Source organism: Rhodoferax sp. SPJ21 (assembly GCF_058216335.1).
Genome location: NZ_JBYZMO010000001.1, coordinates 83,793 through 108,369, shown reverse-complemented (window position 1 = coordinate 108,369; position 24,577 = coordinate 83,793). Strand labels below are relative to the sequence as shown.

23 protein-coding genes and 1 riboswitch are annotated in these 24,577 nt (G+C 62.0%); of the genes, 12 read left to right on the top strand and 11 right to left on the bottom strand.

The window, feature by feature from the left end; translation table 11 throughout:
- The first annotated feature begins 2 nt into the window (after positions 1 to 2).
- The 5 genes from AC4BBN_RS00400 to AC4BBN_RS00380 all read left to right on the top strand — a co-directional run bounded on the left by AC4BBN_RS00400 (position 3) and on the right by AC4BBN_RS00380 (position 5,106).
- Positions 3 to 812 (top strand): NAD-dependent epimerase/dehydratase family protein, encoded by an 810-nt coding sequence (locus AC4BBN_RS00400; RefSeq protein ID WP_490589976.1) that lies wholly within the window; start codon positions 3 to 5, stop codon positions 810 to 812.
- The gene (locus AC4BBN_RS00395) at positions 809 to 1,687 is read left to right on the top strand and encodes an SMP-30/gluconolactonase/LRE family protein (protein WP_490589975.1); all 879 of its coding nucleotides are present in this window, start codon (positions 809 to 811) and stop codon (positions 1,685 to 1,687) included. Before AC4BBN_RS00400 ends, AC4BBN_RS00395 begins: the two co-directional genes overlap by 4 nt.
- 107 nt (positions 1,688 to 1,794) lie before the next feature.
- Positions 1,795 to 2,706, top strand: a complete 912-nt coding sequence (kdgD, locus tag AC4BBN_RS00390) for a 5-dehydro-4-deoxyglucarate dehydratase (RefSeq protein WP_490589974.1) — start codon at positions 1,795 to 1,797, stop codon at positions 2,704 to 2,706.
- Between the two features lie 6 nt (positions 2,707 to 2,712).
- The gene (locus tag AC4BBN_RS00385) at positions 2,713 to 4,152 is read left to right on the top strand and encodes an aldehyde dehydrogenase family protein (RefSeq protein ID WP_490589973.1); all 1,440 of its coding nucleotides are present in this window, start codon (positions 2,713 to 2,715) and stop codon (positions 4,150 to 4,152) included.
- Positions 4,153 to 4,179: 27 nt separating this feature from the next.
- The gene (locus tag AC4BBN_RS00380) at positions 4,180 to 5,106 is read left to right on the top strand and encodes a sugar kinase (protein WP_490589972.1); all 927 of its coding nucleotides are present in this window, start codon (positions 4,180 to 4,182) and stop codon (positions 5,104 to 5,106) included.
- 35 nt (positions 5,107 to 5,141) lie between these two features.
- Here AC4BBN_RS00380 and AC4BBN_RS00375 read toward each other — a convergent pair whose 3' ends face one another.
- A complete protein-coding gene (locus AC4BBN_RS00375; protein WP_490589971.1) occupies positions 5,142 to 5,525 on the bottom strand; it encodes a RidA family protein in 384 nt (127 codons plus the stop codon).
- Positions 5,526 to 5,655: 130 nt separating this feature from the next.
- Positions 5,656 to 6,855 carry an MFS transporter gene (locus AC4BBN_RS00370; protein WP_490589970.1) on the bottom strand — a complete coding sequence of 400 codons (1,200 nt, stop codon included), beginning with the start codon at positions 6,853 to 6,855 and terminating at the stop codon, positions 5,656 to 5,658.
- 266 nt (positions 6,856 to 7,121) lie between these two features.
- Here AC4BBN_RS00370 and AC4BBN_RS00365 point away from each other — a divergent pair, with 266 nt between their 5' ends.
- The gene (locus tag AC4BBN_RS00365; protein WP_490589969.1) at positions 7,122 to 8,417 is read left to right on the top strand and encodes a GNAT family N-acetyltransferase; all 1,296 of its coding nucleotides are present in this window, start codon (positions 7,122 to 7,124) and stop codon (positions 8,415 to 8,417) included.
- An 89-nt stretch (positions 8,418 to 8,506) separates the two neighbouring features.
- Here AC4BBN_RS00365 and AC4BBN_RS00360 read toward each other — a convergent pair whose 3' ends face one another.
- Entirely contained in the window at positions 8,507 to 9,031 is a 525-nt protein-coding gene (locus AC4BBN_RS00360) for an FKBP-type peptidyl-prolyl cis-trans isomerase (RefSeq protein ID WP_490589968.1), read from the bottom strand.
- Between the two features lie 54 nt (positions 9,032 to 9,085).
- On the opposite strand from AC4BBN_RS00360, the gene AC4BBN_RS00355 reads away from it, so the two are divergent.
- Together AC4BBN_RS00355 and AC4BBN_RS00350 are read left to right on the top strand one after the other, a co-directional pair.
- Positions 9,086 to 10,204, top strand: a complete 1,119-nt coding sequence (locus AC4BBN_RS00355; protein WP_490589967.1) for a JmjC domain-containing protein — start codon at positions 9,086 to 9,088, stop codon at positions 10,202 to 10,204.
- 6 nt (positions 10,205 to 10,210) lie between these two features.
- Positions 10,211 to 10,720, top strand: coding sequence for a hypothetical protein (locus tag AC4BBN_RS00350; protein WP_490589966.1), 510 nt, complete (start codon positions 10,211 to 10,213; stop codon positions 10,718 to 10,720).
- A gap of 92 nt (positions 10,721 to 10,812) precedes the next feature.
- Here the strand turns inward: AC4BBN_RS00350 and AC4BBN_RS00345 are convergent, their stop codons facing one another.
- The 8 genes from AC4BBN_RS00345 to AC4BBN_RS00310 all read right to left on the bottom strand — a co-directional run bounded on the left by AC4BBN_RS00345 (position 10,813) and on the right by AC4BBN_RS00310 (position 17,290).
- A complete protein-coding gene (locus tag AC4BBN_RS00345; RefSeq protein WP_490589965.1) occupies positions 10,813 to 11,052 on the bottom strand; it encodes a hypothetical protein in 240 nt (79 codons plus the stop codon).
- A 133-nt stretch (positions 11,053 to 11,185) separates the two neighbouring features.
- Positions 11,186 to 12,133, bottom strand: a complete 948-nt coding sequence (locus AC4BBN_RS00340) for a cation diffusion facilitator family transporter (protein ID WP_490589964.1) — start codon at positions 12,131 to 12,133, stop codon at positions 11,186 to 11,188.
- Positions 12,134 to 12,157: 24 nt separating this feature from the next.
- Positions 12,158 to 12,733 (bottom strand): TMEM165/GDT1 family protein, encoded by a 576-nt coding sequence (locus AC4BBN_RS00335; protein ID WP_490589963.1) that lies wholly within the window; start codon positions 12,731 to 12,733, stop codon positions 12,158 to 12,160.
- A 5-nt stretch (positions 12,734 to 12,738) separates the two neighbouring features.
- A riboswitch (yybP-ykoY riboswitch) is annotated at positions 12,739 to 12,913 on the bottom strand.
- A 29-nt stretch (positions 12,914 to 12,942) separates the two neighbouring features.
- Entirely contained in the window at positions 12,943 to 13,719 is a 777-nt protein-coding gene (locus tag AC4BBN_RS00330) for an MBL fold metallo-hydrolase (protein WP_490589962.1), read from the bottom strand.
- A 20-nt stretch (positions 13,720 to 13,739) separates the two neighbouring features.
- Positions 13,740 to 14,819, bottom strand: a complete 1,080-nt coding sequence (gene bamC / locus AC4BBN_RS00325) for an NlpB/DapX family lipoprotein (protein WP_490589961.1) — start codon at positions 14,817 to 14,819, stop codon at positions 13,740 to 13,742.
- Between the two features lie 91 nt (positions 14,820 to 14,910).
- Complete coding sequence (dapA, locus tag AC4BBN_RS00320; protein WP_490589960.1) at positions 14,911 to 15,792, bottom strand: 4-hydroxy-tetrahydrodipicolinate synthase; 882 nt, start codon at positions 15,790 to 15,792, stop codon at positions 14,911 to 14,913.
- A gap of 145 nt (positions 15,793 to 15,937) precedes the next feature.
- Complete coding sequence (locus AC4BBN_RS00315) at positions 15,938 to 16,063, bottom strand: hypothetical protein (RefSeq protein WP_490589959.1); 126 nt, start codon at positions 16,061 to 16,063, stop codon at positions 15,938 to 15,940.
- A 3-nt stretch (positions 16,064 to 16,066) separates the two neighbouring features.
- Positions 16,067 to 17,290, bottom strand: coding sequence for an MFS transporter (locus tag AC4BBN_RS00310; RefSeq protein WP_490589958.1), 1,224 nt, complete (start codon positions 17,288 to 17,290; stop codon positions 16,067 to 16,069).
- A gap of 89 nt (positions 17,291 to 17,379) precedes the next feature.
- Here AC4BBN_RS00310 and AC4BBN_RS00305 point away from each other — a divergent pair, with 89 nt between their 5' ends.
- From AC4BBN_RS00305 to AC4BBN_RS00290, 4 genes are all read left to right on the top strand, one after another.
- Positions 17,380 to 19,356: a DNA topoisomerase IV subunit B gene (locus tag AC4BBN_RS00305; RefSeq protein ID WP_490589957.1), complete on the top strand. Its 1,977-nt coding sequence runs from the start codon at positions 17,380 to 17,382 to the stop codon at positions 19,354 to 19,356.
- A gap of 7 nt (positions 19,357 to 19,363) precedes the next feature.
- Positions 19,364 to 20,173, top strand: coding sequence for a lytic transglycosylase domain-containing protein (locus tag AC4BBN_RS00300; protein WP_490589956.1), 810 nt, complete (start codon positions 19,364 to 19,366; stop codon positions 20,171 to 20,173).
- A 173-nt stretch (positions 20,174 to 20,346) separates the two neighbouring features.
- Positions 20,347 to 22,689 carry a DNA topoisomerase IV subunit A gene (gene parC, locus AC4BBN_RS00295; RefSeq protein WP_490591358.1) on the top strand — a complete coding sequence of 781 codons (2,343 nt, stop codon included), beginning with the start codon at positions 20,347 to 20,349 and terminating at the stop codon, positions 22,687 to 22,689.
- Positions 22,690 to 22,785: 96 nt separating this feature from the next.
- A complete protein-coding gene (locus tag AC4BBN_RS00290) occupies positions 22,786 to 24,567 on the top strand; it encodes a methyl-accepting chemotaxis protein (RefSeq protein WP_490589955.1) in 1,782 nt (593 codons plus the stop codon).
- Positions 24,568 to 24,577: the final 10 nt, after the last annotated feature.

Genomic DNA, 24,577 nt, shown 5'->3' with positions numbered 1-24,577 from the left:
ACATGGTCATCAAAGTGCACGAAAAAATCCTGCTCACTGGCGCCGCAGGCGGCCTGGGCAAGGTACTGCGCGAAAGCCTGAAACAAAACTGCACCACTCTGCGTCTGTCCGACGTGGTGGACTTTGGCCCCGCAGCCGAGGGTGAAGAAATCATGCTCGCCGACCTGGCCGACGCTGCTGCGGTAGATGCCATGGTGCAGGGCGTGGACGCCATCGTGCACATGGGTGGCAAGTCGGTGGACGGCCCGTTTGGCCCTATCTTGCAGGCCAATATTCTGGGCGCCTACAACCTGTACGAAGCGGCCCGCAAGTTCGGCGTGAAGCGGGTGGTTTTTGCCAGCTCCAACCACGTGACCGGCTTTTACCGCCAGGATGAAACCATTACCGCCGATGCACCCGCCCGGCCGGACGGCAACTACGGCCTGAGCAAGGCCTTTGGCGAAGACGTGGCGCGCTACTACTTTGACCGCTACGGCATCGAGACCGCTTGCGTGCGCATTGGCTCGTCGTTTCCCGAGCCACGCGATCGCCGCATGCTGGCCACCTACCTGAGCTACGGCGATCTGCACCGCCTGGTGACAGCCTGCCTGACCACGCCGGCGCTGGGCTTCACCATCATCTTCGGTATGTCGGACAACCCGGTGACCTGGTGGGACAACTCCCGCGCACGCCACGTCGGCTATGTGCCGCAGGACAGCTCGGCCGTGTTCCAAGATGCGGTGTATGCCCGCACCGCACCGCCGGACTTTAACGACCCCGCAGCCTTGCACCAGGGCGGCGCCTTTGTGCGCATGGGCCCGTACGAAGAATGAGCACGGCACACGCCATAGCCAGCACCCGCGACCGCGTGGGCGAATGCCCCGTGTGGTCCGTGGCTGAGCAGGCCTTGTACTGGGTGGACATCGAAGGCCGGCAGATCCGCCGCTGGAGCTTTGCTACCGAGCAGGTCCAGAGCTGGACCCTGCCCGAACGCGTAGGCTGCATCGCCCTGGCCGCCGCCGGTGGCGTGGTGGCCGCGATGGAAACCGGCATCTACGCCGTGCAGCTGGATGCAGCCACGCCGCGCCTGGAATGCGTGGTCCGCATCACCCACCCCGCACCCGGCATGCGCTTCAACGACGGCCGCTGTGACACGCAAGGCCGCTTCTGGGTCAGCACCATGGTGATGGACATGGGCCTGGCTTCGCCGCTGGGCGCCATCTACTGCCTGGACGGCAAGGGTTTGAGTGCTGCGCGGATGGATGGCTTCATCACCCCCAACGGCATGGCCTTCAGCGCGGACGGGCGTACCGGCTACGTGTCTGATTCGCATCCCAGGGTGCAGAAGATCTGGCGTTTTGCACTGGACGCCGACGGCATGCCCGGTCCACGCGAACTGTTTGCCGACATGCTGCCGCTGCCGGGTCGCCCCGACGGCGCCGCACTGGACGTGGAAGGCCACTACTGGATCTGCGCCAACGACGCCGGCCTGGTGCACCGCTTCAACCCGCAGGGCCAGTTGGTGGCCTCGCTGGAGGTACCGGTGGCCAAGCCATCCATGTGCGCCTTTGGTGGGCCAGACCTGGATGTGCTGTATGTGGCCTCCATCCAACCCGGCAACGTAGACCCCGCAAATCCTGGTTTGAACGGCGCCATGTTCGCGCTCAGGCCCGGTGTGCGCGGCCTGCCAGAGCCACTTTTTGTATAGCAAAAACTGCTGGTTAAAAATGCTTCCACCGCAGATAAATCCAGCGCTAGGTGCTATCTAAAAAATAGCAATTTCCTTGTAAACCATTTACCTACTGAGACAAAACCATGACACCCCAAGACCTCAAAACCATCATGGGCTCCGGCCTGCTGTCCTTCCCCATCACCGACTTCGACGAGCAGGGCGAATTCCGCCCCAAGACCTATATCGAGCGTCTGGAATGGCTGGCACCGTATGGCGCCAGCGCGCTGTTCGCGGCAGGTGGCACGGGTGAATACTTCTCGTTGGCTGGCGCCGAGTACAGCCGGGTCATCAAGACTGCGGTGGACACCTGCCGTGGCAAGGTGCCCATCATTGCCGGCGCCGGTGGCCCAACCCGCATGGCCATTGCCCACGCGCAAGAAGCCGAGCGCCTGGGCGCGCACGGCATTCTGCTGCTGCCGCACTACCTGACCGAAGCCGGCCAGGAAGGCCTGATCGAACATGTGGCGCAGGTCTGCAACAGCGTGAAGTTTGGCGTCATCGTCTACAACCGTGACCGCACCAAGCTGACCCCCGCATCGCTGCGCATCCTGGCCGACCGCTGCCCGAACCTGATCGGCTTCAAGGACGGTGTGGGCAACATCGAAACCATGTCCTCCATCTTCATGGCCATGGGCGACCGCTTTGCCTACCTGGGTGGCCTGCCGACGGCTGAGGTTTATGCAGCGGCCTACAAGGCGCTGGGCACGCCGGTGTATTCGTCCGCCGTGTTCAACTTCATCCCCAAGACCGCGATGGAGTTCTACCACGCGGTGGCCGCTGACGACATGGCCACGCAGCACCGCCTGTTGAAGGACTTCTTTATGCCTTACCTGGGCATCCGCAACCGCGTGGAAGGCTACGGCGTGAGCATCATCAAGGCCGGCGCCACCATCGTCGGCCATGGCGGCGGCCCTGTGCGCGCCCCACTGAGCGACTTGAAGCCTTCCGAGGTGGAAGAGCTGGCTGTGTTGATCAAGAAGCTGGGCCCCCAGTAAACCGCCATGACCCAAAAACACGACAACTTTATCAACGGCGCCTGGGTCGCAGGCGCGAGCTACGCCGCCAACGTCAACCCGTCCAACCTGGGCGATGTGATCGGTGAATACACCCAGGCCGATGCCGCCCAGCTGGACGCCGCCGTGCAGGCCGCCCAGGCGGCTTTCCCTGCCTGGTCTACCGGCAACATCCAGGCCCGTGCCGACGCGCTGGACAAGATCGGCACCGAAATCCTGGCCCGCCGCGAAGAACTCGGCACGCTGCTGGCCCGCGAAGAAGGCAAGACCAAGGGCGAAGGCATTGGCGAAGCCACCCGCGCCGGCAACATCTTCAAGTTCTTCGCTGGCGAATGCCTGCGTTTAACGGGTGAAACTGTGCCCTCGGTGCGCTCTGGCGTGGGCGTGGAAATCACCCGCGAACCGCTGGGCGTGATCGGCCTGATCACCCCCTGGAACTTCCCCATTGCCATCCCCGCCTGGAAGATTGCCCCGGCCCTGGCCTACGGCAACTGCGTGGTGCTCAAGCCCGCCGACCTGGTGCCGGGCTGCGCCTGGGCGCTGGCCGAGATCATCAGCCGCAGCGGCATTCCCGCTGGCGTGTTCAACCTGGTGATGGGCCGTGGCTCCGTCATCGGTGACCCGCTGGTCAACCACCCCGGTGTGGCGGCCATCAGCTTCACCGGCTCGCAAGGCGTGGGCGCCCGCATTGCCCAGCAGTGCGCGCTGAACCTGAAGAAGGTGCAGCTGGAGATGGGCGGCAAGAACCCGCAGGTCATTCTGGACGACGCCGACCTGGCCCAGGCCGTGGAGCTGAGTGTGCAAAGCGCGTTCTTCAGCACCGGCCAGCGCTGCACGGCCTCCAGCCGTCTGATCGTGACTGACGGCATTTATCCGCAGTTTGTGGCTGCCATGCAGGCCCGTATGGCGACGCTGAAGATCGGCGACGCCCTGGCTGCCGGTATCGACATCGGCCCGGTGTCTTCGCTGTCGCAACTGCAGCAGGACTTGGACTATGTGTCCATCGGCCAGGCTGAAGGTGCGCGGCTGCTGGCAGGTGGCGAACGCTTGCAGCGCGATACCGAGGGCTTCTTCATGGCCCCGGCGCTGCTGACCGACACCACGGCGGCGATGCGCATCAACCGCGAAGAGGTGTTCGGCCCGGTGGCCAGCATCATCCGCGTGAAGGGCTATGAAGAGGCGTTGGCTGAGGCGAACAACACGCCCTTCGGCCTGGCTGCGGGCATCGCCACCACCAGCCTGAAATACGCGACGCACTTCAAGCGCCACAGCCAAGCCGGCATGGTGATGGTGAATTTGCCCACCGCAGGGGTGGACTACCACGTGCCGTTTGGCGGCCGCAAGGGCTCCAGCTTTGGCTCGCGCGAGCAGGGCCGGTATGCGCAGGAGTTCTTCACCACGGTAAAGACCGCCTACACTTTCGCCTAATAAAAAGGCGACAAAAAGGGCGACACAATGCACAAGGTAGTACTGTTTGGCGAATGCATGCTGGAACTGCAAGGCGAGGCCTTTGGCAGCATGCACCAGGGTTTTGGCGGCGACACGCTGAATACCGCCGTCTACCTTGCGCGTTGTGCGACTGGATTGCAGGTTTGCTACGCCACCGCGCTGGGAGATGACGGCCTGAGTGCCGGCATGCTGCAGCGCTGGCAGGCCGAGCGGCTAGACGTGTCGCTGGTGCAGCGCCTGCCGGGCCGCATGCCCGGTCTCTACCTGATCCAGGTGGATGCCCAGGGTGAACGCAGCTTCAGTTACTGGCGCGACAGCAGTGCGGCCAAAGCGTATTTCGACGCCGCCATTACGCCGCTGGAGGCCGAGGCGGACAGCCTGGACGCCTTCTACCTCAGCGGCATCAGCCTGGCCATCTTGCCACCGGCTGGGCGGGAGTGCCTGTTTGCGCTGATGGGCCGCCTGCGTGCACGCGGCGCCACCGTGGTGTTCGACAACAACTACCGGCCGCGCCTATGGGCCAGCCGAGAAGAAGCCCTGGTCAATTTCGACCGGGCCTACGCTCTGGCCAGCATCGCATTGATTACTGCCGACGACGAGCAGGCCCTGCGCAATTTGCCCACGCTGCAGGCTGCGGTAGACGCTGCCCAGGCTTTGCCTTGTGCCGAGGTGGTCGTCAAGCGTGGCAGGGACGCAACCCTGGTGCGCAGCGCATCCGGCGTGCTGGAGGTGCCGACCGAGCGGGTCGACAAGGTGGTGGACACCACGGCAGCCGGAGATTCATTCGCCGCCGGCTACCTGGCCGTGCGTTTGCAGGGCGGCAGCCTGGCCGACGCAGCGCGGCATGGCAACCGCCTGGCGGGCCGGGTCATACAGCACCGTGGCGCGTTGATCCCGCAGGACGTGATGACCGACCTAGTGCTATCTAAATAATAGCTGCTCGCGCAGGCAATACCTGCGCTAGAGGCCTATTTCGCTTTGATTGCTGTCACTTCAATTTCAATCTTCATGCGCGGGTCCAGCAGGCCTGCGATGACCATCATTGCCGCCGGTTTGGCCTGGCCCAGGTAGCGCCGCAGCACCGGCCAGCAGGGCTCGAAGTCGGCCCCGTTGGGCAGCACGTAGTTCACCCGCACGACATCGTCCAGGCTGGCACCGGCCTGCTCCAGTGCGGCCTGAATGTTTTTCAGGCACTGCTCGGCCTGCACCACCACGTCGTCCGAGATGCTCATGCTGGCGTAGTCAAAGCCGGTGGTGCCAGACACAAACACCCAGTCGCCGTGCACCACGGCGCGGGAGTAACCAATCTGTTCTTCAAAAGGGGAGCCGGAGCTGATGTGTTTGCGTTGCATGGTGAGAGCCTTGGTTTAGGTAATCAGAATGTGAGACACGGCCTGGCCTATCGCCAGGCAGCTGGTCAAGCCCGGCGACTCGATGCCGATCACGCCGGCCCCGATGACGACGGCGTCGACGCTGTCCATCTCAATGCAGTGTGTTGCGCCGGGCCAGGCTGGGGAACAGGCGCAGCCACAGCACCGCGACCACCAGGGTGCCAATGCCACCCGCCACCACCGAGCCCACCGGGCCCAGCAGCGCCGCCGTGGCGCCCGACTCAAATTCGCCCAGCTGGTTAGACGCGCCTATGAACACAGAATTCACAGCACTCACCCGGCCGCGCATTTCGTTCGGCGTTTCTAGCTGCACCAGGCTTTGCCGCACCACCACGCTTACCATGTCGGCGCCGCCGGAAATCGCCAGCACCGCCATCGACAACACCAGGCTGGTGGATGCGCCAAAAATCACCATGCACAGGCCGTACAGCCCAACAGACAGCAGCAGGGTGCGCCCGACCTTGCGCTGCAGCGGCCAGCGTGTCAGCGCAATGGACACGAGCAGTGCGCCCACGGCGGGCGATGCACGCAGCAGGCCCAAGCCCCAGGGGCCGGTGTGCAGAATGTCTTTGGCAAACATGGGCAGCAGCGCTGTGGCCCCGCCCAGCAGCACGGCAAACAGGTCTAGCGACACCGCGCCGAGGATGGTCTTCTTTTCCCAGATGAAGCGCACGCCGGCCAATACGCTGTGCAGCGTCATCGGCTCGCGCGGAGGCGGCACGTGGTCGTAGCGCAGGCGGCTCAGCAGCACCACGCTGACGGCAAACAAAAGCACGCCGCTGGCGTACACCGCACTGGCACCACCGAGAAAAATGGCCCCACCCAATGCCGGACCGCCTATGGTTGCACCCTGCATGCCGGCCGCGCTGAGCGACATGGCACGCGGCAACAGTGCGGGCGGCACCAGCAGTGGCGTCAACGCCTGCTGTGCAGGCATCTGGAATGCACGGGCCGTGCCGAGCACCAGCGATATGGACAGCAGCCATTCGCGGCTCACCCATTGCTCCTGCGTGACCCACAGCAGGGTGAGGGCTACGAGTGCCTGCATGCCAACGCAGACAGCGACGATGCGGCCACGGTGTACCCGGTCTGCCACATGGCCGGCAATCAGAGTCAGCAGTAAAGCCGGCAGAAACTGCAGCAGGCCGACCAGCCCCAGGTCCCAGGCGCTGCCGGTCAGGTCATACATCTGCCAACCCACGGCCAGCATCAGGATTTGTGTGCCCAGGGTACCGAATATGCGCGCGATCCAGAGGCGCATGAAAGCGCGCTGTTCAAACAGAGAGGACAAGGTGTGCCTTGTGGAAATACAGAAGTGTGGTGAGGCTCAAAACCAGGCATCTGACCAAGCATCTGTGCAGGGTAAGCGCTGCAAGCTGGACTGGGAGCGCCGGGTAGGGCGGTTTTCGATTCTAGGTTGATGCTGAACTTTTCGCTGGAGGGCGGCGCGCTGGTAGCCTTGTAAAGTTCTGGATACCATGGGGCATCCATGGTTGCGACAGTTCGCGCCAAGAGCACAGCGGGCTGGTGCCCAGGTGCTTGATCCAAGAGGCATGTATGAAAACAACGGGTCGCTCTTTCAAGGCCTCGGCACGCAAATTTTTGCATATAGGTCTGCGCAAAGTGTTTGCCGCGTTTCCACGGCGGGTGCGCTTTGCTGCGTACCGCTCTTTTGTTGATTGCGACGTGGCTCCTGGTCCCGGCCTGGTGCTCAAGATTGCGGAGACCCAGCAAGAACTGGCCGCCTGTTTTGCCCTGCTGCACGATGCCTATGTGGCCAGTGGCTTTATGCAGGCGGACCCTAGCGGGATGCGCGTCACCCTCTACCACGCCTTGCCCACGACCACGACCTTGTGTGCCAAGGTGGACGGCAAAGTGGTGGGCACTATTTCGCTGATACGCGAGAGTGTTTTTGGCTTTCCGCTGCAGGCCATTTTCGAGCTGCAAGGGGTGCGCAAATTGGGCGGCAACATTGCCGAGGTTTCGGCGCTGGCGGTGCACCCCGACTATCGCAAGACGGGCGGAGCTATTCTTTTCCCGCTGATGAAGTTCATGTTTGAGTACTGCTCAACATTCTTCGACACCCGGCATGTGGTGATTGCGGTGAACCCCAGCCGCATTGAGATGTACGAGTCGCTGCTATTTTTCAAGCGCCTGCAGGCTACGCCGGTGGACAGTTATGACTTTGCCAACGGCGCTCCGGCCGTCGGTGCCTTTCTGGATCTGCGCAGCGCGCCCAAGCTGATGAAACGGGTCTACGGCGCAAAGAGCCAGCGCAAGAATTTGTACGCCTACTTCACGCAAGTGGTGTTGCCCAATATCTGCCTGCCCAGCCGGCGCTATTTCACGACCAATGATCCGGTGATGACGCCGGCTTTGCTGGACTATTTTTTCAACCAGAAGACCGCTGGATTCGCCCTGCTGGACGAGCGCAAGAAGTTGCTGCTGCACTCGATCTACAACCTGCCCGAATACCAGCAGGTGCTACCCAAGCTGGCGGCAAACGGGCTGGACACACATCCTTTGCGCGTCCATCCACGGTACTCGCTGAAGTGCCCCGCTGAGCTGTACATAGACGCTATGGCAGGCGACAAGCTGCAGAGTTTGCAGGTGATCGAGGTGTCCAGCTCCGGCTTTCAAGCCTACTGCGCCAACCATCTACCGCTGGATGTGTGGGGCGAGGTGACCGTGCACCTGGGCGCAGGCGAGCATTCGCGCATGTTGGCCATGGCGGTACGCGCAAAGTCCGGTTTCTATGGTTTTAAGCTGGCGAACCCGGACGCGGTCTGGCGGCAGTGTGTGCGCGTGCTGGAGTCTGGCACCACGCATGAACACCTGGCGACCGCCGCCTAGCCCATCTTGACCTTGCTATCAAAAAAATAGCTGCCAGCGCAGCTTTTACGTGCGCTAGCAGCCATTTTGGCTTGGGTTCTGTGTGTTGCTTAATGCAGGGTTTCGCCGTCGGGTGCGCCGGGGGCAATATTGAAAAAGCTGGCGCCGGTGCTGCCTCGGCCAATCTCTTCCTCGGTGGCTTCGCGCACATCTTCCACCCGCAGCTTCAAGCGCAGGGCAATGCCGGACAGCGGATGGTTGCCGTCCAACACCACATGTTCGGGGTAGATTTCGGACACGGTGTACAGCACATCCTGCGGCATGTCTGGGCTGGTGCCCTTGGGCAGTGCCGTGCCTTCGAAGACCATGCCTTCTTCCAGCTCGCTGGGAAATAGATTGCGCGCCTCCAGGAACAGCAGCTGGTCGTTGAAGTCGCCAAAAGCGTCTTCAGGCTCCAGTTGCAGCTCGACCACGGAGCCTGGCGTCAAGCCCATCAGCGCTTCCTCGATCTTCTTCAGCAGGTCGGAGCCACCGACCAAAAATTCGACGGGTTCGTCCAGGACGTCCAGCTCTTCGCCCAGGGTGTCTTTCAGCGTCCAGGTCAGGGCTGCGACGCGTTGTTGTGTGATTTCCATAGGAGAATTGTCGCAGTTTAGGCACCCGTCCTGACCACGCACACAAGGAAAACCATGGACGTTACCCAGATTCTGCCCCTGCTCGGCGGCATCAGCCCCCAGCAGTTTATGCAGCGCTACTGGCAGAAAAAACCGTTGTTGATCCGCCAGGCCATCCCCGGCTTCCAGGCTTTGCTGGACCGCAGCGCGCTGTTCGCGCTGGCCGAGCAGGAAGAAGTCGAGTCGCGCCTGGTAACCCAGGATAAAGGCCAATGGAAGATGAAAACCGGCCCGTTCCAGCGTCGCGCTTTGCCATCCCTGAAGACCCCAGGCTGGAGCCTGCTGGTACAGGGAGTGGACACCCATGAGGCTACCGTGCATGCGCTGCTGCAGCAGTTTCGCTTTGTGCCCGATGTGCGGCTGGATGACCTGATGATCAGCTACGCCACTGACGGTGGCGGCGTCGGCCCGCACTTTGACAGCTATGACGTGTTTCTGCTGCAAGCCCACGGCCAGCGCCGTTGGCGCATCGGCCGGCAAAAGGATTTGACCCTGGTGGAGGGCGCACCGCTGAAGATACTGGCCGAATTCACGCACGAGGAGGAGTTTGTGCTGGAGCCGGGTGACATGCTCTACCTGCCGCCGCGTTATGCGCATGACGGCGTAGCCGTGGGCGAGTGCATGACTTATTCCATCGGATTCCGGGCCCCCAGCCGTGGTGAGCTGGCGCGCGAGCTGCTACAGCGCATGGCCGAGGAGGCCGACGATGTGGTGGGCGAGGCCTTATATGGCGATGCCGGCCAGCCCGCGACCGAAAATCCGGGTGCCATTCCAGCATCTTTACAAGACTTTGCACAGAGCGCTTTGACGGCTTTGCTGGACGATCCACAGGCTTTGCAATGTGCTTTGGGCGAGGTTTTGACCGAGCCCAAGGCCAACGTCTGGTTCGACGCGCAAGAGCTTTCCGGGCCGCTGGAAAACGTTGTACTGGACCCGCGCACCCGCATGGTCTACGACGCCCACCACATCTTCATCAACGGTGAAAGTTACCGCGCCTCGGGCAAGGATGCGACCCTGATGCGCCGCCTGTCCGACCAGCGTCGGCTGGATGCCAAAACCATGGCCAAGGCCAGTACCGATGCGTATTCGCTGCTGGTGTCGTGGTGCGAATCGGGCTGGGTACACACGGGCTGAGATCGTATGGACACGCTGCCTGAACCTGTTTTGCCGCAGCGCCCCCAGGGGCGTTTTCTGGGGCGCGTGGCCTTCCAGCAGCTGGTGCGCGACGCCTTTGCCTGCGCTGCGCACGAGGGGTGGCGCGAGATTTTCATCTCTGACAGTAACTTCGAAGACTGGCCGCTGGGCGAGCGCGCTGTCTGCGCGGCGTTGCAGTCCTGGGCTCGCTCGGGGCGGCGTTTCACCATGCTGGCCCAGAACTTTGAGGAGGTGGTGCGCCGCCATGCGCGCTTCGTGGAGTGGCGGGTGACCTGGTCGCATCTGGTGGAATGCAGAGCCTGGCGCAGTGCTGATCCGCTGGAGCTGCCCAGCGCGCTGTACAGCTCGGAATGGGTGATGCGCCGCCTCGACCCGCTGCATTGCAGCGGCGTGAGCACGGACGATGCCTCCAGCCGCATCCAGCTGCGCCAGACCCTGGATGCGGGTTGGCAAAAAGGCAGCCCGGCGTTTGCTTCGTCGGTGCTGGGTTTGTGATCCGGACTGTTGGTTTTTCCGCTAAGGGTATTTAGGCATTGCGGAAGAAAAAGCTTATAATTTAAGGCTGAGTTGAAAGAGCTCGAGTGCTTTCACTCGGTCGCACCGACATACTGTATGTGCTGACGATTTCCGGAAATTGTTTTCCCATCTAAGGAATTTTCTAATGAACAAGTCTTATGTACTCGCGGCTCTGATGGCTGCTGCTGCTCTCGCCGCTTGCGGTAAAAAAGAAGAACCAGCTCCTGCACCAGCACCTGCTGTTGAAGCACCAGCTCCTGCACCAGCACCCGCTGCTGACGCATCTGCTCCAGCACCTGCTGCTGACGCATCTGCTCCAGCTGCTGACGCTGCTGCTGCTGCCGCTGCTGCTGCTGCCAGCGCTGCTTCGAAGTAATTCGTTACTCGAAAAATTAAAAGCCACCGCAAGGTGGCTTTTTTTTGCCCGCTTGAAGCCTGATGGACTCAGGTCTTGGTGGCCAGGTGGTCCAGGTCGGGCTTGTCTGCCGGGTCCACGTGGGTCATCAGGTTGAGTACCTGGTGGCGCAGCATGACGCGCCGCCGTGCCTCTACTGCAATGTCGTGCCCTTGTTCGACCGTTATGTCGGCATGCACCACGATATGGGCATCGGCCACGATCATGTCGCCCATGCGCCGTGTCTTGATGTCATGTACGCCCACAACGCCCGGCGTTTGCTCAATGGTTTTGCGGATGGCGACCACCTCCTGCTCGTCTGCGGCCCGGTCCATCAGGTCATGCAGCGCGGCCCAGCCAAAGGTCCAGCCCATGCGGCCCACCATGAAGCCCACGATCAGGGCTGCAATCGGGTCCAGCAAGGGGTAGCCCAATAGATTGCCCACAATGCCCAGGCCTACGACCAGAGAGGAGGCGGCGTCTGACCGCGCATGCCAGGCATTGGCAACCAGCATGCTGGACTTGACCGACTTCGCAATCCGCAGCATGTAGCGAAACAGCAGCTCTTTGGCGACCAGCGCACCCAAAGCGACCCACAGGGCCACCATGTGCACGCTGGCGATGCTGCTGGGTTGCTCCAGCTTCACCGCTGCGTTCCAGACCATGCCGATACCCACGGCCAGCAGCAGCAAGCCGAGCGCCAAGGAGGCGCCAGTCTCAAAGCGCTGGTGGCCATAAGGGTGCTCCTTATCCGGCCCCTTGTGGCTATGGCGATTGGCTAGAAGCACCGCAAAGTCTGCGACCAGATCGGACAGAGAATGCACGCCGTCGGCAATCAGGCCTTGAGACTTCGAGAATATGCCGATGGCAATCTGTGCACTGCTCAAAACCAGGTTGACGACGACGCTCACCCAGGTGCTTCTGGATGCCGCCGCCGCCTTGATTGCCAGGTCGGCCGGGGTCTCTTCGGTGTTGTCGGACAGCAGGGAGGTATCCATCAAGGTTCCATTTTTATGGTTTTACTAGAAGCCGAGGCCGGCTCCGGCCCCCATCAAGGTGGCGATACCGATGACGGCGAAAAGGGCTGCCGCGATGCGGTGTACCAGTTTGGTTGGGATACGCTGCGCTAATTTGTCGCCCAGCAAGACTGCGGGTACGTCGGCGAGCATCATGCCCATTGTTGTACCTGCAACCACGCTGAAAAAGCTATGGTACTTGGCCGCCAGGGCAATGGTTGCGAACTGGGTTTTGTCGCCCATCTCGGCCAGAAAAAATGTGACCAAGGTGGTGCCAAAAATACCGAAACGCAGCAGCTTGGCATCGTCATCGTCGAGTTTGTCTGGTATCAGCGTCCAGGCTGCCATGCCGATAAAGCTCACGCCCAGTACCCAGCGCAGGATTTCCGGGCTGACGATGGAGGTAAGCCATGAGCCCACGGCGCCTGCAAATGCATGGTTTGCGATGGTGGCGGCCAAAATGCCGCCAATGATGGGCCAGGGCTTGCGAAACTTTGCGGCAAGCAAGAAGGCCAAGAGCTGGGTTTTGTCGCCGATTTCGGATAGCGCGACGATGCCTGTGGATACGAAAAATGCTTCCATGGGTAGGTTTTCCTTGGCCAGATACGAGACGAATGACCACGCCATCCCCTGGCCGAACCGGGACGGTATGGTCAAAGGTCTTGCCAAGATTTAACCGCTTACGCCATGGTTGCAGGGCAACCAAGTATGTTGACGTAAGCCTCATGCGCCGATGAGAGGCTACTCCCCAATGAAGCAGCGATGATAGCCTATGAATGTGTCAGTTCTGCCTACACCGCCACCCAATTCGAGCCTTGTGCTGCATCTGCGACGCCAATTCGCAGGGTGTCGCAGCCGCAGGCTTGTGTCAGCGCGGCCAGGGCCAGGTCGGGGTGGTTGTTCTTCTCGCTCAGATGTGCTGCCACCACTTGGCGCAGACCGCCCGGTAGGAGGCGCTGTGCAATCTCCGCTGCCGCATGGTTGGCCAGGTGGCCATACAGGCCGCCCACACGGCGTTTGAGGAAGCTGGGGTAGCGCGATGCTTCCAGTAGATCCGGGTCGTGGTTGCACTCCAGCAGCATGGCCTGGCAGCCCATCAGTTGCTCCAGCACATGGGGAGTGGCGTGGCCCAGGTCGGTCAGGATACCCAGCTGTTTGTCGCCGTGCACGCAGCGCAGCTGAAGGGGTTCGCGGGCGTCATGCGGTACGGTGAAGGGGTGTAGTTGCAGGTTACCGAGATCGATCGGGCTCAGGTCGCGCGCGATATGCAGCAGTCCATCGAAGTCGGGTGCGCCTATGGCCGCCGCAGAGCCTTGGCTCATCCAAACGGGAATGCGGTGCTGCACGGCCCACTGCCGCGCGCAGCCTACGTGGTCGCCATGCTCGTGGGTGATGAAGATGGCATCGACATGCCCCGGCTGTACGCCGGCAAGTACCAGCCGCTGGTCCAGCTGGCGGGTGCCAAAACCGCAATCGACCAGCACGCGCGTAGTGTGCGTGCCGGTCTGGGCTTCCACCAGGGTGCCATTGCCTGCGCTGCCGCTGCCCAGGCTTTTGAAGCGCAGCAAGCGAGGCTCGCCTGCTTGGCTTATTTCAGATCGTCCGCAATGATCTTGATGATGCGCTGGGCGTTGGCCGAGGTCTCCGGTGCGCCGTCGGCATTGAGTACCGCTACGGTGCTGGACTCGCCTGCGCTGCGTACGGAGATGCGGTATTTCAGCGGCTGTGCCGTGCTGTCCTTGCTGAACAGCTTGCTGAAGAAGCCGGGCTCCTTCTTGTTTGCGTTGGGCTCGACATAGCGTACGAAGTACACGCCTTGGCTGCGGTCGCGGTCTTCTACGGTGAAGCCGGTGCGGTCCAGTGTCAGGCCGACACGGCGCCAGGCGCGGTCAAAACCATCGTCCAGTTGCACCACGGGCTGGCTGCCCTGTGTGGATACGCGGGCACCGGCTTTGCTGGCTTCAGCCTGCATCACGGCCTTGACCTGCTCAGATGGAGCACCTAGGCGTAGCATCAGGCGGCGCAGAAACTCGACTTCCAGCTCGGGATCGGTGGGGCGGGGCTCCCAAATGGTCTGGTCTTTGGACTGGCTGGTATAGACCTCCACCATGCCGCGGTGGCTGATGTAGATCTCGGTACCGCCGGTGGCGGTGCGTTCCAGGCGGGTGCGGAACTTGTCGCGCTCACCGGTGGAGTACAGCGAGTCAAATACTTTGCCAATGGTGCTGCGGATGATGTCCTGCGGCAGCTTGGCGCGGTTTTCGGCCCAGTCGGTTTCCATGATGCCCAGGCTGGCCTGGTCTTCGGTCAGAACGAAACCGTTTTGCTGCCAGAAGTCGCGTACCGGTCCCCAGAGCTGGTCGGCGGGGCGGTTGATCACCAACCAGCGCTGCGTGCCCGCGCGCTCGATGCGAATGTCGCCCAGCGAAGAGGCGGCAGTAGGTGCGGCAGAGGCGACCTGGCCCACCTTGTAGTTGCTGGCGGTCACGGCACTGCCCGGCACCACGTATTTGGAGTCGCGGGTGAGCTGGGACAGATCAGGCGGGACCTCCAGCGAAGGGCCGGCCTTGGTCGCGCTCTTGTAGTCGATTTTTTCGCTTTCCAGCACGCTGCAGGCGCCCAGGGCCAGAGTCAGTCCCAGCAATCCAACTTTTGCAATATGGTTCACGTGTCGTTCCTAAAAGGGTGAGGGCTTATGCCGCCAACGGTGACCGGGCGGTATGCCCGGCGCTTTGTTGCAGCATGTATCGCGAAATGGTTTAGATCAGGCCGCCGCTGCGCAGCGCGTCCTGCACGGTGGCGTGCAGATGGGGCGACAACGGGGTCATCGGCAGGCGCATGGTGGCGCCGCACAAGCCCATATGGGCCATGGCCCACTTCACGGGAATGGGGTTGGCTTCCACAAACAGGTTCTTGTGCACAGGCATGAGCTTGCGCTGGATTTCCATCGCGCCGCGTGCATCTCCCGCCATGGCCGCCACGCACAGCTGGTGCATCAAGCGTGGTGCCACATTGGCAGTGACGCTGACGTTGCCTTGGCCGCCGCACAGCATCAGGGCTACAGCGGTGGGGTCGTCTCCCGAATAGACGGCAAAGCGGGCCGGCACGTCGCGGATCAGCCATTGGGCGCGTTCGATATTGCCGGTGGCTTCCTTGATGCCAACGATGCCGGGCAACTGGGCCAGGCGCAGCACGGTGTCGTGCAGCATGTCGGCAACGCTGCGGCCGGGGACGTTGTACAGCACCATGGGCAGGTCTACCGCTTCGGCGATGGCCTTGAAGTGCTGGTACTGGCCTTCTTGTGTGGGCTTGTTGTAATAGGGTACGACCTGCAACTGGCAGTCAGCACCCACGCCCTTGGCGAAGCGGGCCAGTTCAATGGCTTCGGCGGTGGAGTTGGCGCCGCAGCCGGCCATGATCGGCACGCGGCCCTTGGCTTGCTCCACCGCGACGCGGATGATTTCGCACTGCTCTTCGACGTTGACTGTCGGCGATTCGCCGGTGGTGCCAACCACGCCTATGCAGTCGGTGCCTTCGGCGATGTGCCAGTCGATCAGCTTGCGCAGGGTGGGGTAGTCCACGCTGCCGTCTTCATGCATCGGGGTCACGAGTGCCACGATGCTGCCAGTAATGGGTGTCATGTCCGCAGTCTCAAACGGGAAAATGGCCATTCTAACTAGAGCCTGTAACGGGTTTGTGCTCGGTGGCTGTGGCGAAAAATACTGTTTTGCTATCAAATGTGTAGCTTCTAGCGCAGGTATTTAATGCGCTAGAGGCCAATTTCATTCAAAAGCAGGCCCACAGCTGGTTGGCCATGTCCACCAGAAACTCAGGCCGGGTGTACAGCATGAATACGCCGGCCAGCACGGCCAGCGCAGCGCACCAGGCAAGTGGTTTAATGCTGCGGTGCATCCGTCATGCCCCTTGTGCTGCGCCTGCGGCACGGCGTATGGGGGTCTCTTTGACCGGCAGATTCACCAGCCCGGCAAACACACCCAGCGCTATCGCGATGTACCAGACCAGGTCGTAGTTGCCATTGCGGTCATAGATGAAGCCGCCTAGCCAGACGCCCATGAAGGAGCCAACCTGGTGGCTTAGAAACACAAAACCGCTGAGCATGGACATGTGCTGGATACCGAAAATCTGCGCCAGTGCCGCGTTAGTGGGCGGCACCGTGGATAGCCACAAAATGCCCATGGTGGCCGCAAATAGGTACACGCTCGTGGGCGTCAGCGGCGCCAGCAGAAACAGGCTGATGACCACCGCTCGCGCAATGTAAATGAATGCCAGGATGTTCTTTTTCTGCATGCGCTGGCCCAGCGTTCCCGCCAAGTAGGTACCAAACACATTGAACAGGCCGATCAAGGCCAGCGCATAGCTGGCCACCTGGGGCGACAAGCCCTTGTCGCGCAGATAGCTGGGCATGTGCACACCAATGAACACCACCTGGAAGCCGCAGACAAAATAGCCGGCCATCAGCAGCTGGAAGCTGGGGTACTTGAAGGCTTCTTTCAGAGCCTGGGCAATGGTCTGTTCCCGGTGTGCTGGCTGGCCGGTGCCAAAGCCGGGTTCCCGCAGGCCCCAGGCCAGCGGCATGATCAGCAGCGCTGCGCAGCCCAGTACCACCAGGGCCTGCTGCCAACCGAACTGGCTGATCAGTAGCCCTTCGGTGGGCACCATCAAGAACTGGCCGAACGAGCCGGCTGCTGCTGCGATGCCCATGGCCCAAGAGCGCTTGTCGGCCGGAACATTGCGGCCAATGATGCCGTAGACCACGGCGTAGGTTGTCCCGGCCTGCGCCATGCCGATCAACACGCCAGTACTGAGCATGAACTGCAGCGGCGTTACCGCATGCGCCATGCCGAACAGGCCCAAGGCGTAAAGCAGCGCGCCCACCAGCATGACGCGGAAGGCACCAAATTTGTCGGCCAGCATGCCGGCGAAGACGCCGCTGATGCCCCAGGCCAGATTCTGGATGGCAATCGCGAAGGCAAAAGTTTCGCGGGTCCAGCCCTGGGCCTGGGTAATGGGCTGCAGCCACAGGCCGAAACCGTGGCGTATACCCATGGACAGGGTCACGATGGCGCCGCCGTACAGCAGCAACTGGGGGATGGATAAAGCAGGGGGCGTGCGGTTCATCCCAGCACTGTAGCCAATTTGGCGGAGTGTAAAGCTCGGGCTGTTGTTACATCCAGTATTTGCGGTCCCAAACCACTACAATCCGCCGCATGGCAACCCAAACTTCTGCAACCCCCGCATATTCTGAAAGCTCGATCCGCGTACTCAAGGGCCTGGAGCCCGTCAAGCAGCGCCCGGGCATGTACACCCGCACCGATAACCCTCTGCACGTGATCCAGGAAGTGCTGGACAACGCTGCCGACGAAGCGCTGGCAGGCCACGGCAAGCGTATCCGTGTCACACTTTTTATCGATGGCTCCGTGGGCATCGAAGACGACGGGCGTGGCATTCCGTTTGGCATGCACCCGGAAGAAAAAGCGCCGGTGATCGAGCTGGTGTTCACCCGACTGCACGCGGGCGGCAAGTTCGACAAGGGCAAAGGCGGCGCCTACAGCTTCTCTGGTGGCCTGCACGGTGTCGGCGTGAGCGTGACCAACGCCCTGGCGCTGCGGCTGGAAGCCACCTCGTACCGCGAAGGTTCGGTGGCCAAGCTCGTCTTCGCAGATGGCGACGTGGTCGAGCCGCTGCTGGTGCGCAAGGCCGAGTCGGGCGACCGCAAGTCCGGCACCAGCGTGCGCGTCTGGCCAGATGCCAAATATTTCGAGTCCGTGGCCTTGCCCATGGCCGAACTCACTCACTTGCTGCGCAGCAAGGCGGTGTTGATGCCCGGCGTTACCGTGACCCTGACGGTCGAGAAAACCAAGGAAGTGCAAACCTGGTCCTACAAGGGCGGCCTGCGCGATTACCTGACCCAGACGCTGAACGGCGAGCTGGTGATCCCCATGTTCGAGGGCGAGGGCTTTGCCGACAGCGGCCATGAAATCTTTGCCGAAGGCGAGGGCGCCCAGTGGTGCGTGGCCTTCACTGAAGACGGCGCGCCGGTGCGTGAAAGCTATGTCAACCTGATCCCCACCACCGTGGGCGGCACCCATGAGCTGGGTCTGCGCGACGGCCTGTTCAATGCGGTGAAGAGCTTCATCGAGCTGCATTCCTTGCTGCCCAAGGGCGTCAAGCTGCTGCCCGAAGACGTATTTGCCCGCGCCAGCTTTGTGCTCAGCGCCAAGGTGCTGGACCCGCAGTTCCAGGGCCAGATCAAGGAACGGCTGAACTCGCGCGACGCGGTGCGTCTGGTGTCCAGCTTTGTGCGCCCGGCGCTGGAGCTGTGGCTGAACCAGCATGTGGAATACGGCAAAAAGCTGGCCGAGCTGGCCATCAAGGCCGCCCAGTACCGGCAAAAAGCCAGCCAGAAGGTCGAGAAACGCAAGGGCTCCGGCGTGGCCGTGCTGCCCGGCAAGCTGACCGACTGCGAAAGCCGCGACTTGGCGCAGAACGAGGTATTCCTGGTCGAGGGTGACTCCGCCGGAGGCAGCGCCAAGATGGGCCGCAACAAGGAAAGCCAGGCCATTCTGCCGCTGCGCGGCAAAGTGCTGAACACCTGGGAAGTTGAGCGCGACCGCCTGTTTGCGAATACTGAAATCCACGACATATCGGTGGCAATTGGTGTGGACCCGCACGGCCCCAAGGACACCCCTGACCTGAGCGGCCTGCGCTACGGCAAGATCTGCATCCTGAGCGATGCGGACGTGGACGGCTCGCATATCCAGGTGCTGCTGTTGACCCTGTTTTTCCGCCATTTCCCCAAGCTGATCGAGTCTGGCAACGTATATGTGGCGCGCCCGCCGCTGTTCCGCGTGGATGCGCCGGCGCGCGGCAAAAAGCCGGCCTCCAAGGCCTACGCGCTGGACGAGGGCGAGCTGACGGCGATTCTGGACAAGTTGCGTAAGGAAGGCGTTCGCGAAGGCGCGTGGAGCATCAGCCGCTTCAAGGGCCTGGGCGAAATGAATGCCGAGCAGCTGTGGGACACCACGCTGAACCCGGATACCCGCCGCCTGTTGCCGGTGCAGCTGGGCAGTGTTAACTTCGAGCAGACTGAAAACCTGATCACCAAGCTCATGGGCAAGGGCGAGGCCGGTTCACGGCGCGAACTCATGGAACTGCACGGTGACGCGGTGGAAATCGACGTCTAATGAACCCATGAATACTTTTGGCATCTACCGCAGATTCTGCTTAGGTCTACTGCTACTCTTTTTGCAGCAGATAGCGCATGCGGATGTGTGGGGCTATATCGACCCCCAGGGTGTGGCGCATTTCTCGACCCAGAGGGAGGACGAGCGCTACGAGCTGTTCTTCCAGGGCGATGAAAGTTTTGACACCACCCAGGGCGTGCAACCACTCACCAGTGCGGCCCAGCCGGCGCCCGGCGTGCCGTCCAAATTGTTGGCGTTTTTTGATATTTCTCCCAGTTACAAGCTGGTGAAACACCATCTGCAAGAGGCCGCCAACAAGCTCAGCATCGACTACGAGTTGCTGCAGGCGCTGATCGTCAACGAATCGGGCTTCAGCGCGACTGCCGTATCGCCCAAGGGCGCCATAGGCCTGATGCAGATCATGCCGGCCACGGCCGAGCGCTATGGCCTGGTGGGCGACCCCAAAAACAGCATCGAGCAAAAGCTGACCGACCCGAAGACGAATATCCGTATCGGCACCCGCTACTTGAGCGACCTGATCCGCATGTTCCCTGGCCAGCTGGATTTGGCGGTGGCCTCGTACAACGCCGGTGAGGGCGCGGTACAGAAGGCCGGTAACCGGATTCCTAATTTCAAGGAAACCCAGGCCTACGTCAAAAACGTGCTGCAGCTCTACACCAGCCTGAAGCCTGCGGCGGCCGCGACGGCCCAGCGCCGTCAACCCACGCGCGTGCGCATGGAACTGGCCGGTGGTGCTTCTGGCAGGGGCAATATGCCGGCCAGCGCGGACGCCGCTTCGTTGCGCGCTGCTCCCTGAATTCCCGCTAGGCTTGCCTGCGCCGCTCGGTGGCGGGCTGCCGTGTCTTTTTATTTCTTTTCTGCTTTGAAGTTTGTGTTCTGACCATGACCGACCAACCTGAATTGGACCTGCCGCAAGACCCGCCCCAACAGCCACCCCAGCAGCCGCCGGAAGAGCCCGCGCTGATCGTGATGGACGATGGCGGCCAAAGCCTGGCCGGCTACGCCCAGCGTGCCTACCTGGAGTACGCGCTCAGCGTGGTCAAGGGCCGGGCCATTCCCGATGTGACCGACGGCCAGAAGCCGGTGCAGCGCCGGATTCTGTACGCGATGTCGCGCATGGGCCTGGGCTTCGGTGGCCCTAACGGTGCCACCGGTGCCAAGCCCGTGAAAAGCGCGCGGGTTGTGGGCGATGTGCTGGGTAAATACCATCCGCACGGTGACCAGGCTGCCTATGACGCCATGGTGCGCATGGCGCAGGACTTTAGCCAGCGCTATCCGCTGATCGACGGCCAGGGTAACTTTGGCTCGCGCGATGGCGATGGCGCAGCGGCGATGCGCTACACCGAGGCCCGGTTGTCCCGTATCACGACGCTGTTGCTGGACGAGCTCGATGAAGGCACGGTGGATTTCGTGCCCAACTACGACGGCTCTTTTGAAGAGCCCAAGCAATTGCCGGCGCGCCTGCCGTTCAATCTGCTGAACGGCGCCAGCGGTATTGCTGTGGGTTTGGCGACAGAAATTCCCAGCCATAACCTGCGCGAAATCGCCGATGCCTGTGTGGCGCTTATCAAGACGCCGCAGCTCAGCGAAGAGGAGCTGTTCACCCTGGTCCCAGGCCCAGACTATCCCGGCGGCGGCCAGATCATCAGCAGCAGCGCCGACATTGCCGACGCCTACCGTACCGGACGTGGCTCCCTCAAGGTGCGTGCGCGCTGGAAGATCGAAGAACTGGCGCGTGGCCAGTGGCAGCTGGTGGTGAACGAGCTACCGCCCGGTGTCAGTACCCAGCGCGTACTGGAAGAAATTGAAGAACTCACCAACCCGCGTATCAAGGCTGGCAAAAAAGCCCTGAGCCTGGAGCAGACCCAGCTGAAAGCCTCGGTGCTGTCGGTGCTGGACGTGGTGCGCGACGAGTCGAACAAGGACGCGGCCGTGCGCCTGGTGTTCGAGCCCAAAACCAGCCGCATCGAGCAGCAGGAGCTGATCACCGCGCTGCTGGCGCACACCAGCCTGGAAACCTCTGCACCGGTCAATCTGACCATGATTGGCTTGGACGGCCGGCCCATGCAGAAGTCGCTGCGCCAGATGCTGGAAGAATGGATTACCTTCCGCCAGACCACGCTGCAGCGCCGCTCGCGCTTCCGCTTGGACAAGGTGCTGTCCCGCATCCATATCCTCGAAGGCCGGCACATGGTGCTGCTCAACATTGACGAGGTAATTGCCATCATCCGCACGGCCGACGAGCCCAAGGCGGCCTTGATCGCGCGTTTCAATCTCAGCGACATCCAGGCCGAAGACATCCTTGAAATCCGCCTGCGCCAATTGGCCCGCCTGGAAGCCATCAAGATCGAGCAGGAGCTCAAAAGCCTGCGCGTAGAGCAGGCCAAGCTGGAGGAGCTGCTGGCCAACCCCACCGTGCTGCGTCGCCTGATGGTCAAGGAGATCGAAGCCGATGCCAAGCTGTTCGCCGATGCGCGCCGCACGCTGATCCAAGCCGAAAAGCGCGCCGTGGTCGAGGTCAAGGTGGTCGATGAGCCGGTCACCGTAGTGGTCTCGCAAAAAGGCTGGGTACGGGCTCAAAAGGGTTGGGCAAAGGACCGGGCCGCCGGGACGACGGCCGAGTACAGCTTCAAGTCGGGCGATGCGCTGTACGGCACGTTCGAGTGCCGCAGTGTCGATACCCTGCTGGTGTTCGGTACCGCCAAGGACAAGGTCGGCCGCGTCTATACCGTGCCGGTTGCCTCGCTGCCCGGCGCACGCGGTGATGGTCAGCCCGTGACCACGCTGATCGAGCTGGAGCCGGGCACCCAGGTGGCGCATTATTTTGCCGGCCCGGGGGCGGCCTGCCTGCTGCTGTCCAGCTCAGGTGGCTACGGTTTCCTGGCCACGGTGGACGATATGCTGTCGCGCCAAAAGGGCGGCAAGGCCTTCATCACTGTGGGTGAGGGCGAAACGGTGTGCGCACCCTCGCATGCCAGCGGTGGCGGCGGTGGGCAGCCGGTGCTACCGGCAACCCATGTGGCCTGTGCTTCGGCGGGCGGGCGCATCCTGACCTTCGAGATTACGGAGCTGAAGAACCAGCCCAAGGGCGGGCGTGGTCTGATGATGATCGATCTGGAAGACAAGGACAGCCTGGCCGGTGCGGTGGCGTATACACGCAGCATCCGTATCGACGGCATAGGCCGTGGCGCCAAACCGCGGTCGGAAACCCTGGAAATCCGCAGCCTGAACAATGCCCGTGCGGTGCGTGGGCGCAAGGGCAAGGTGGCGGACCTGGGATTCAAGCCCCATGCGGTGTTGCGACTGGAGTAAACCCTAGGGCGCGAGCCACGCCAGTCCTATGTTTCCGGTGGATGTCTGTCACAATTTGCGGTGCACACCGACGGCACATTCAACCGGGGACAAATCATGAACTTCAGCAATCTCAAAGTAGCCTCCAAGCTTTGGCTAGCAGTTGGCGTCATCGTCGCGACTTTGCTCGTTTTGGTGGGTCTGGTCAGCTACAGACTCGACAGGTTGGAGACGCAAAGTGCAGCGGCGCAAGCCGCCATGATGCAGCGCGTGATGAAGTCCACCAAGTGGTCGGGGCTGACGGCCATGAATGCGGTGCGTGCCGAGGCGTCGCTGCTGAGCAGTGATCCTGCGGTGGGAAGTGCCTTCAAGGACCCGACGGCGGCCACCAGCACCCAGATTACTGAAATTCAGAAGAGCATCGTGGAAGAGGCTTCGAGCGAAGCCGACAAAGCGCAACTGGAGAAAATTGCCAGCAGCCGCAAGCAGGTGTTGGACAGCCGGGCGCGGGCCCAGCAACTCAAGAAGGATGGCAAGGCCGAAGAGGCTGTGGCTTTGCTCCAAGGGGAGGTGAAATCCACGGTTACGGCCTATCTGGGCGAACAGCGCAAATTTGTGGAAATGCAGGAGCAGTCTTTGCTCAAGTCCGAGGCGGACGCGAAAGCCGAGCGGGCCCTGCTGTTCAATGTGATCAGTTTGGGATTAGCGGTGTTGGTGTTCGGTGTGCTGGCTGGCGCTTATTGGTTGATCCGTAGCATCCAGCAGCCGCTGCAGCAGGCCAACACGGTGGCCGCACAAATCGCCGAGGGTGATCTGAGCATGCAGCTGCAGTCTGTTCGGAAAGATGAGTTCGGTGATTTGCTCCGCTCGCTGGGTAGCATGAGTGGGGCATTGGGCCGCATGGTGCACCAGGTCCGCCAAAGCACCGACAGCATTGCGATTGCCAGCGCCGAGATTGCCAGCGGCAACAACGACCTGGCAGCGCGTACGGAGCAAACGGCCAGCAATCTGCAGCAGACTGCGGCGTCCATGGACCACCTGACCAACACCGTACGCAACAGTGCCGACAATGCCCAACAGGCGACTACGCTGGCTGCCAATGCATCGCATGTGGCTCAAAAGGGCGGCGAGGTGGTCAAGCAAGTGGTGGTGACCATGGAAGACATCAACGCAAGTAGCAAGAAGATTGCGGACATCATTGGTGTCATTGATGGCATCGCCTTCCAGACCAACATTCTGGCTCTGAATGCGGCCGTGGAGGCCGCCCGTGCGGGTGAGCAGGGCCGTGGCTTCGCGGTGGTGGCCAGTGAGGTGCGTAGCCTCGCGCAGCGCAGCGCCCAGGCGGCCAAGGAGATCAAGGGGCTGATCGACAGCTCGGTGGAAAAGGTGGAGTCCGGTGCGCGCTTGGTGGCAGAGGCCGGCACCACCATGACGGACATCGTGCAGTCGGTCAAGCGGGTGACCGATATTGTGGGTGAGATCACCTCAGCTGCGAATGAGCAAAGCTCGGGCATTGGTGAGATCAACCGGGCCGTGGTGACCCTGGACCAGATGACCCAGCAGAACTCCGCCCTGGTGGAGGAAAGTGCGGCGGCGGCCAGCAGCATGCGGGAGCAAGCGGCACAGCTGGCATCTGCCGTGTCGGTGTTCAAGGTGCCTTCGTCCATCCATGTGCAGCCTACGCCGTACCCGTCTGTGGCGCCCGCCAAGGCGCCCGGTGGAGCCAGTCACAGTGCACAGCCCGCAGCTAAATTGCCTGCCAAAAAGCCTGCGATAGGGGCTGCTGTGGCTAAGAAGGTAGTCAAATCCCCAGCGCGCACGCTGGCGGCACCCAAGACCGCTGGCGTAAGCCAGCCCAGTACCTCTGCGGGTGGCGAAGGCGACTGGGAGACCTTCTAAGAACCTTTTT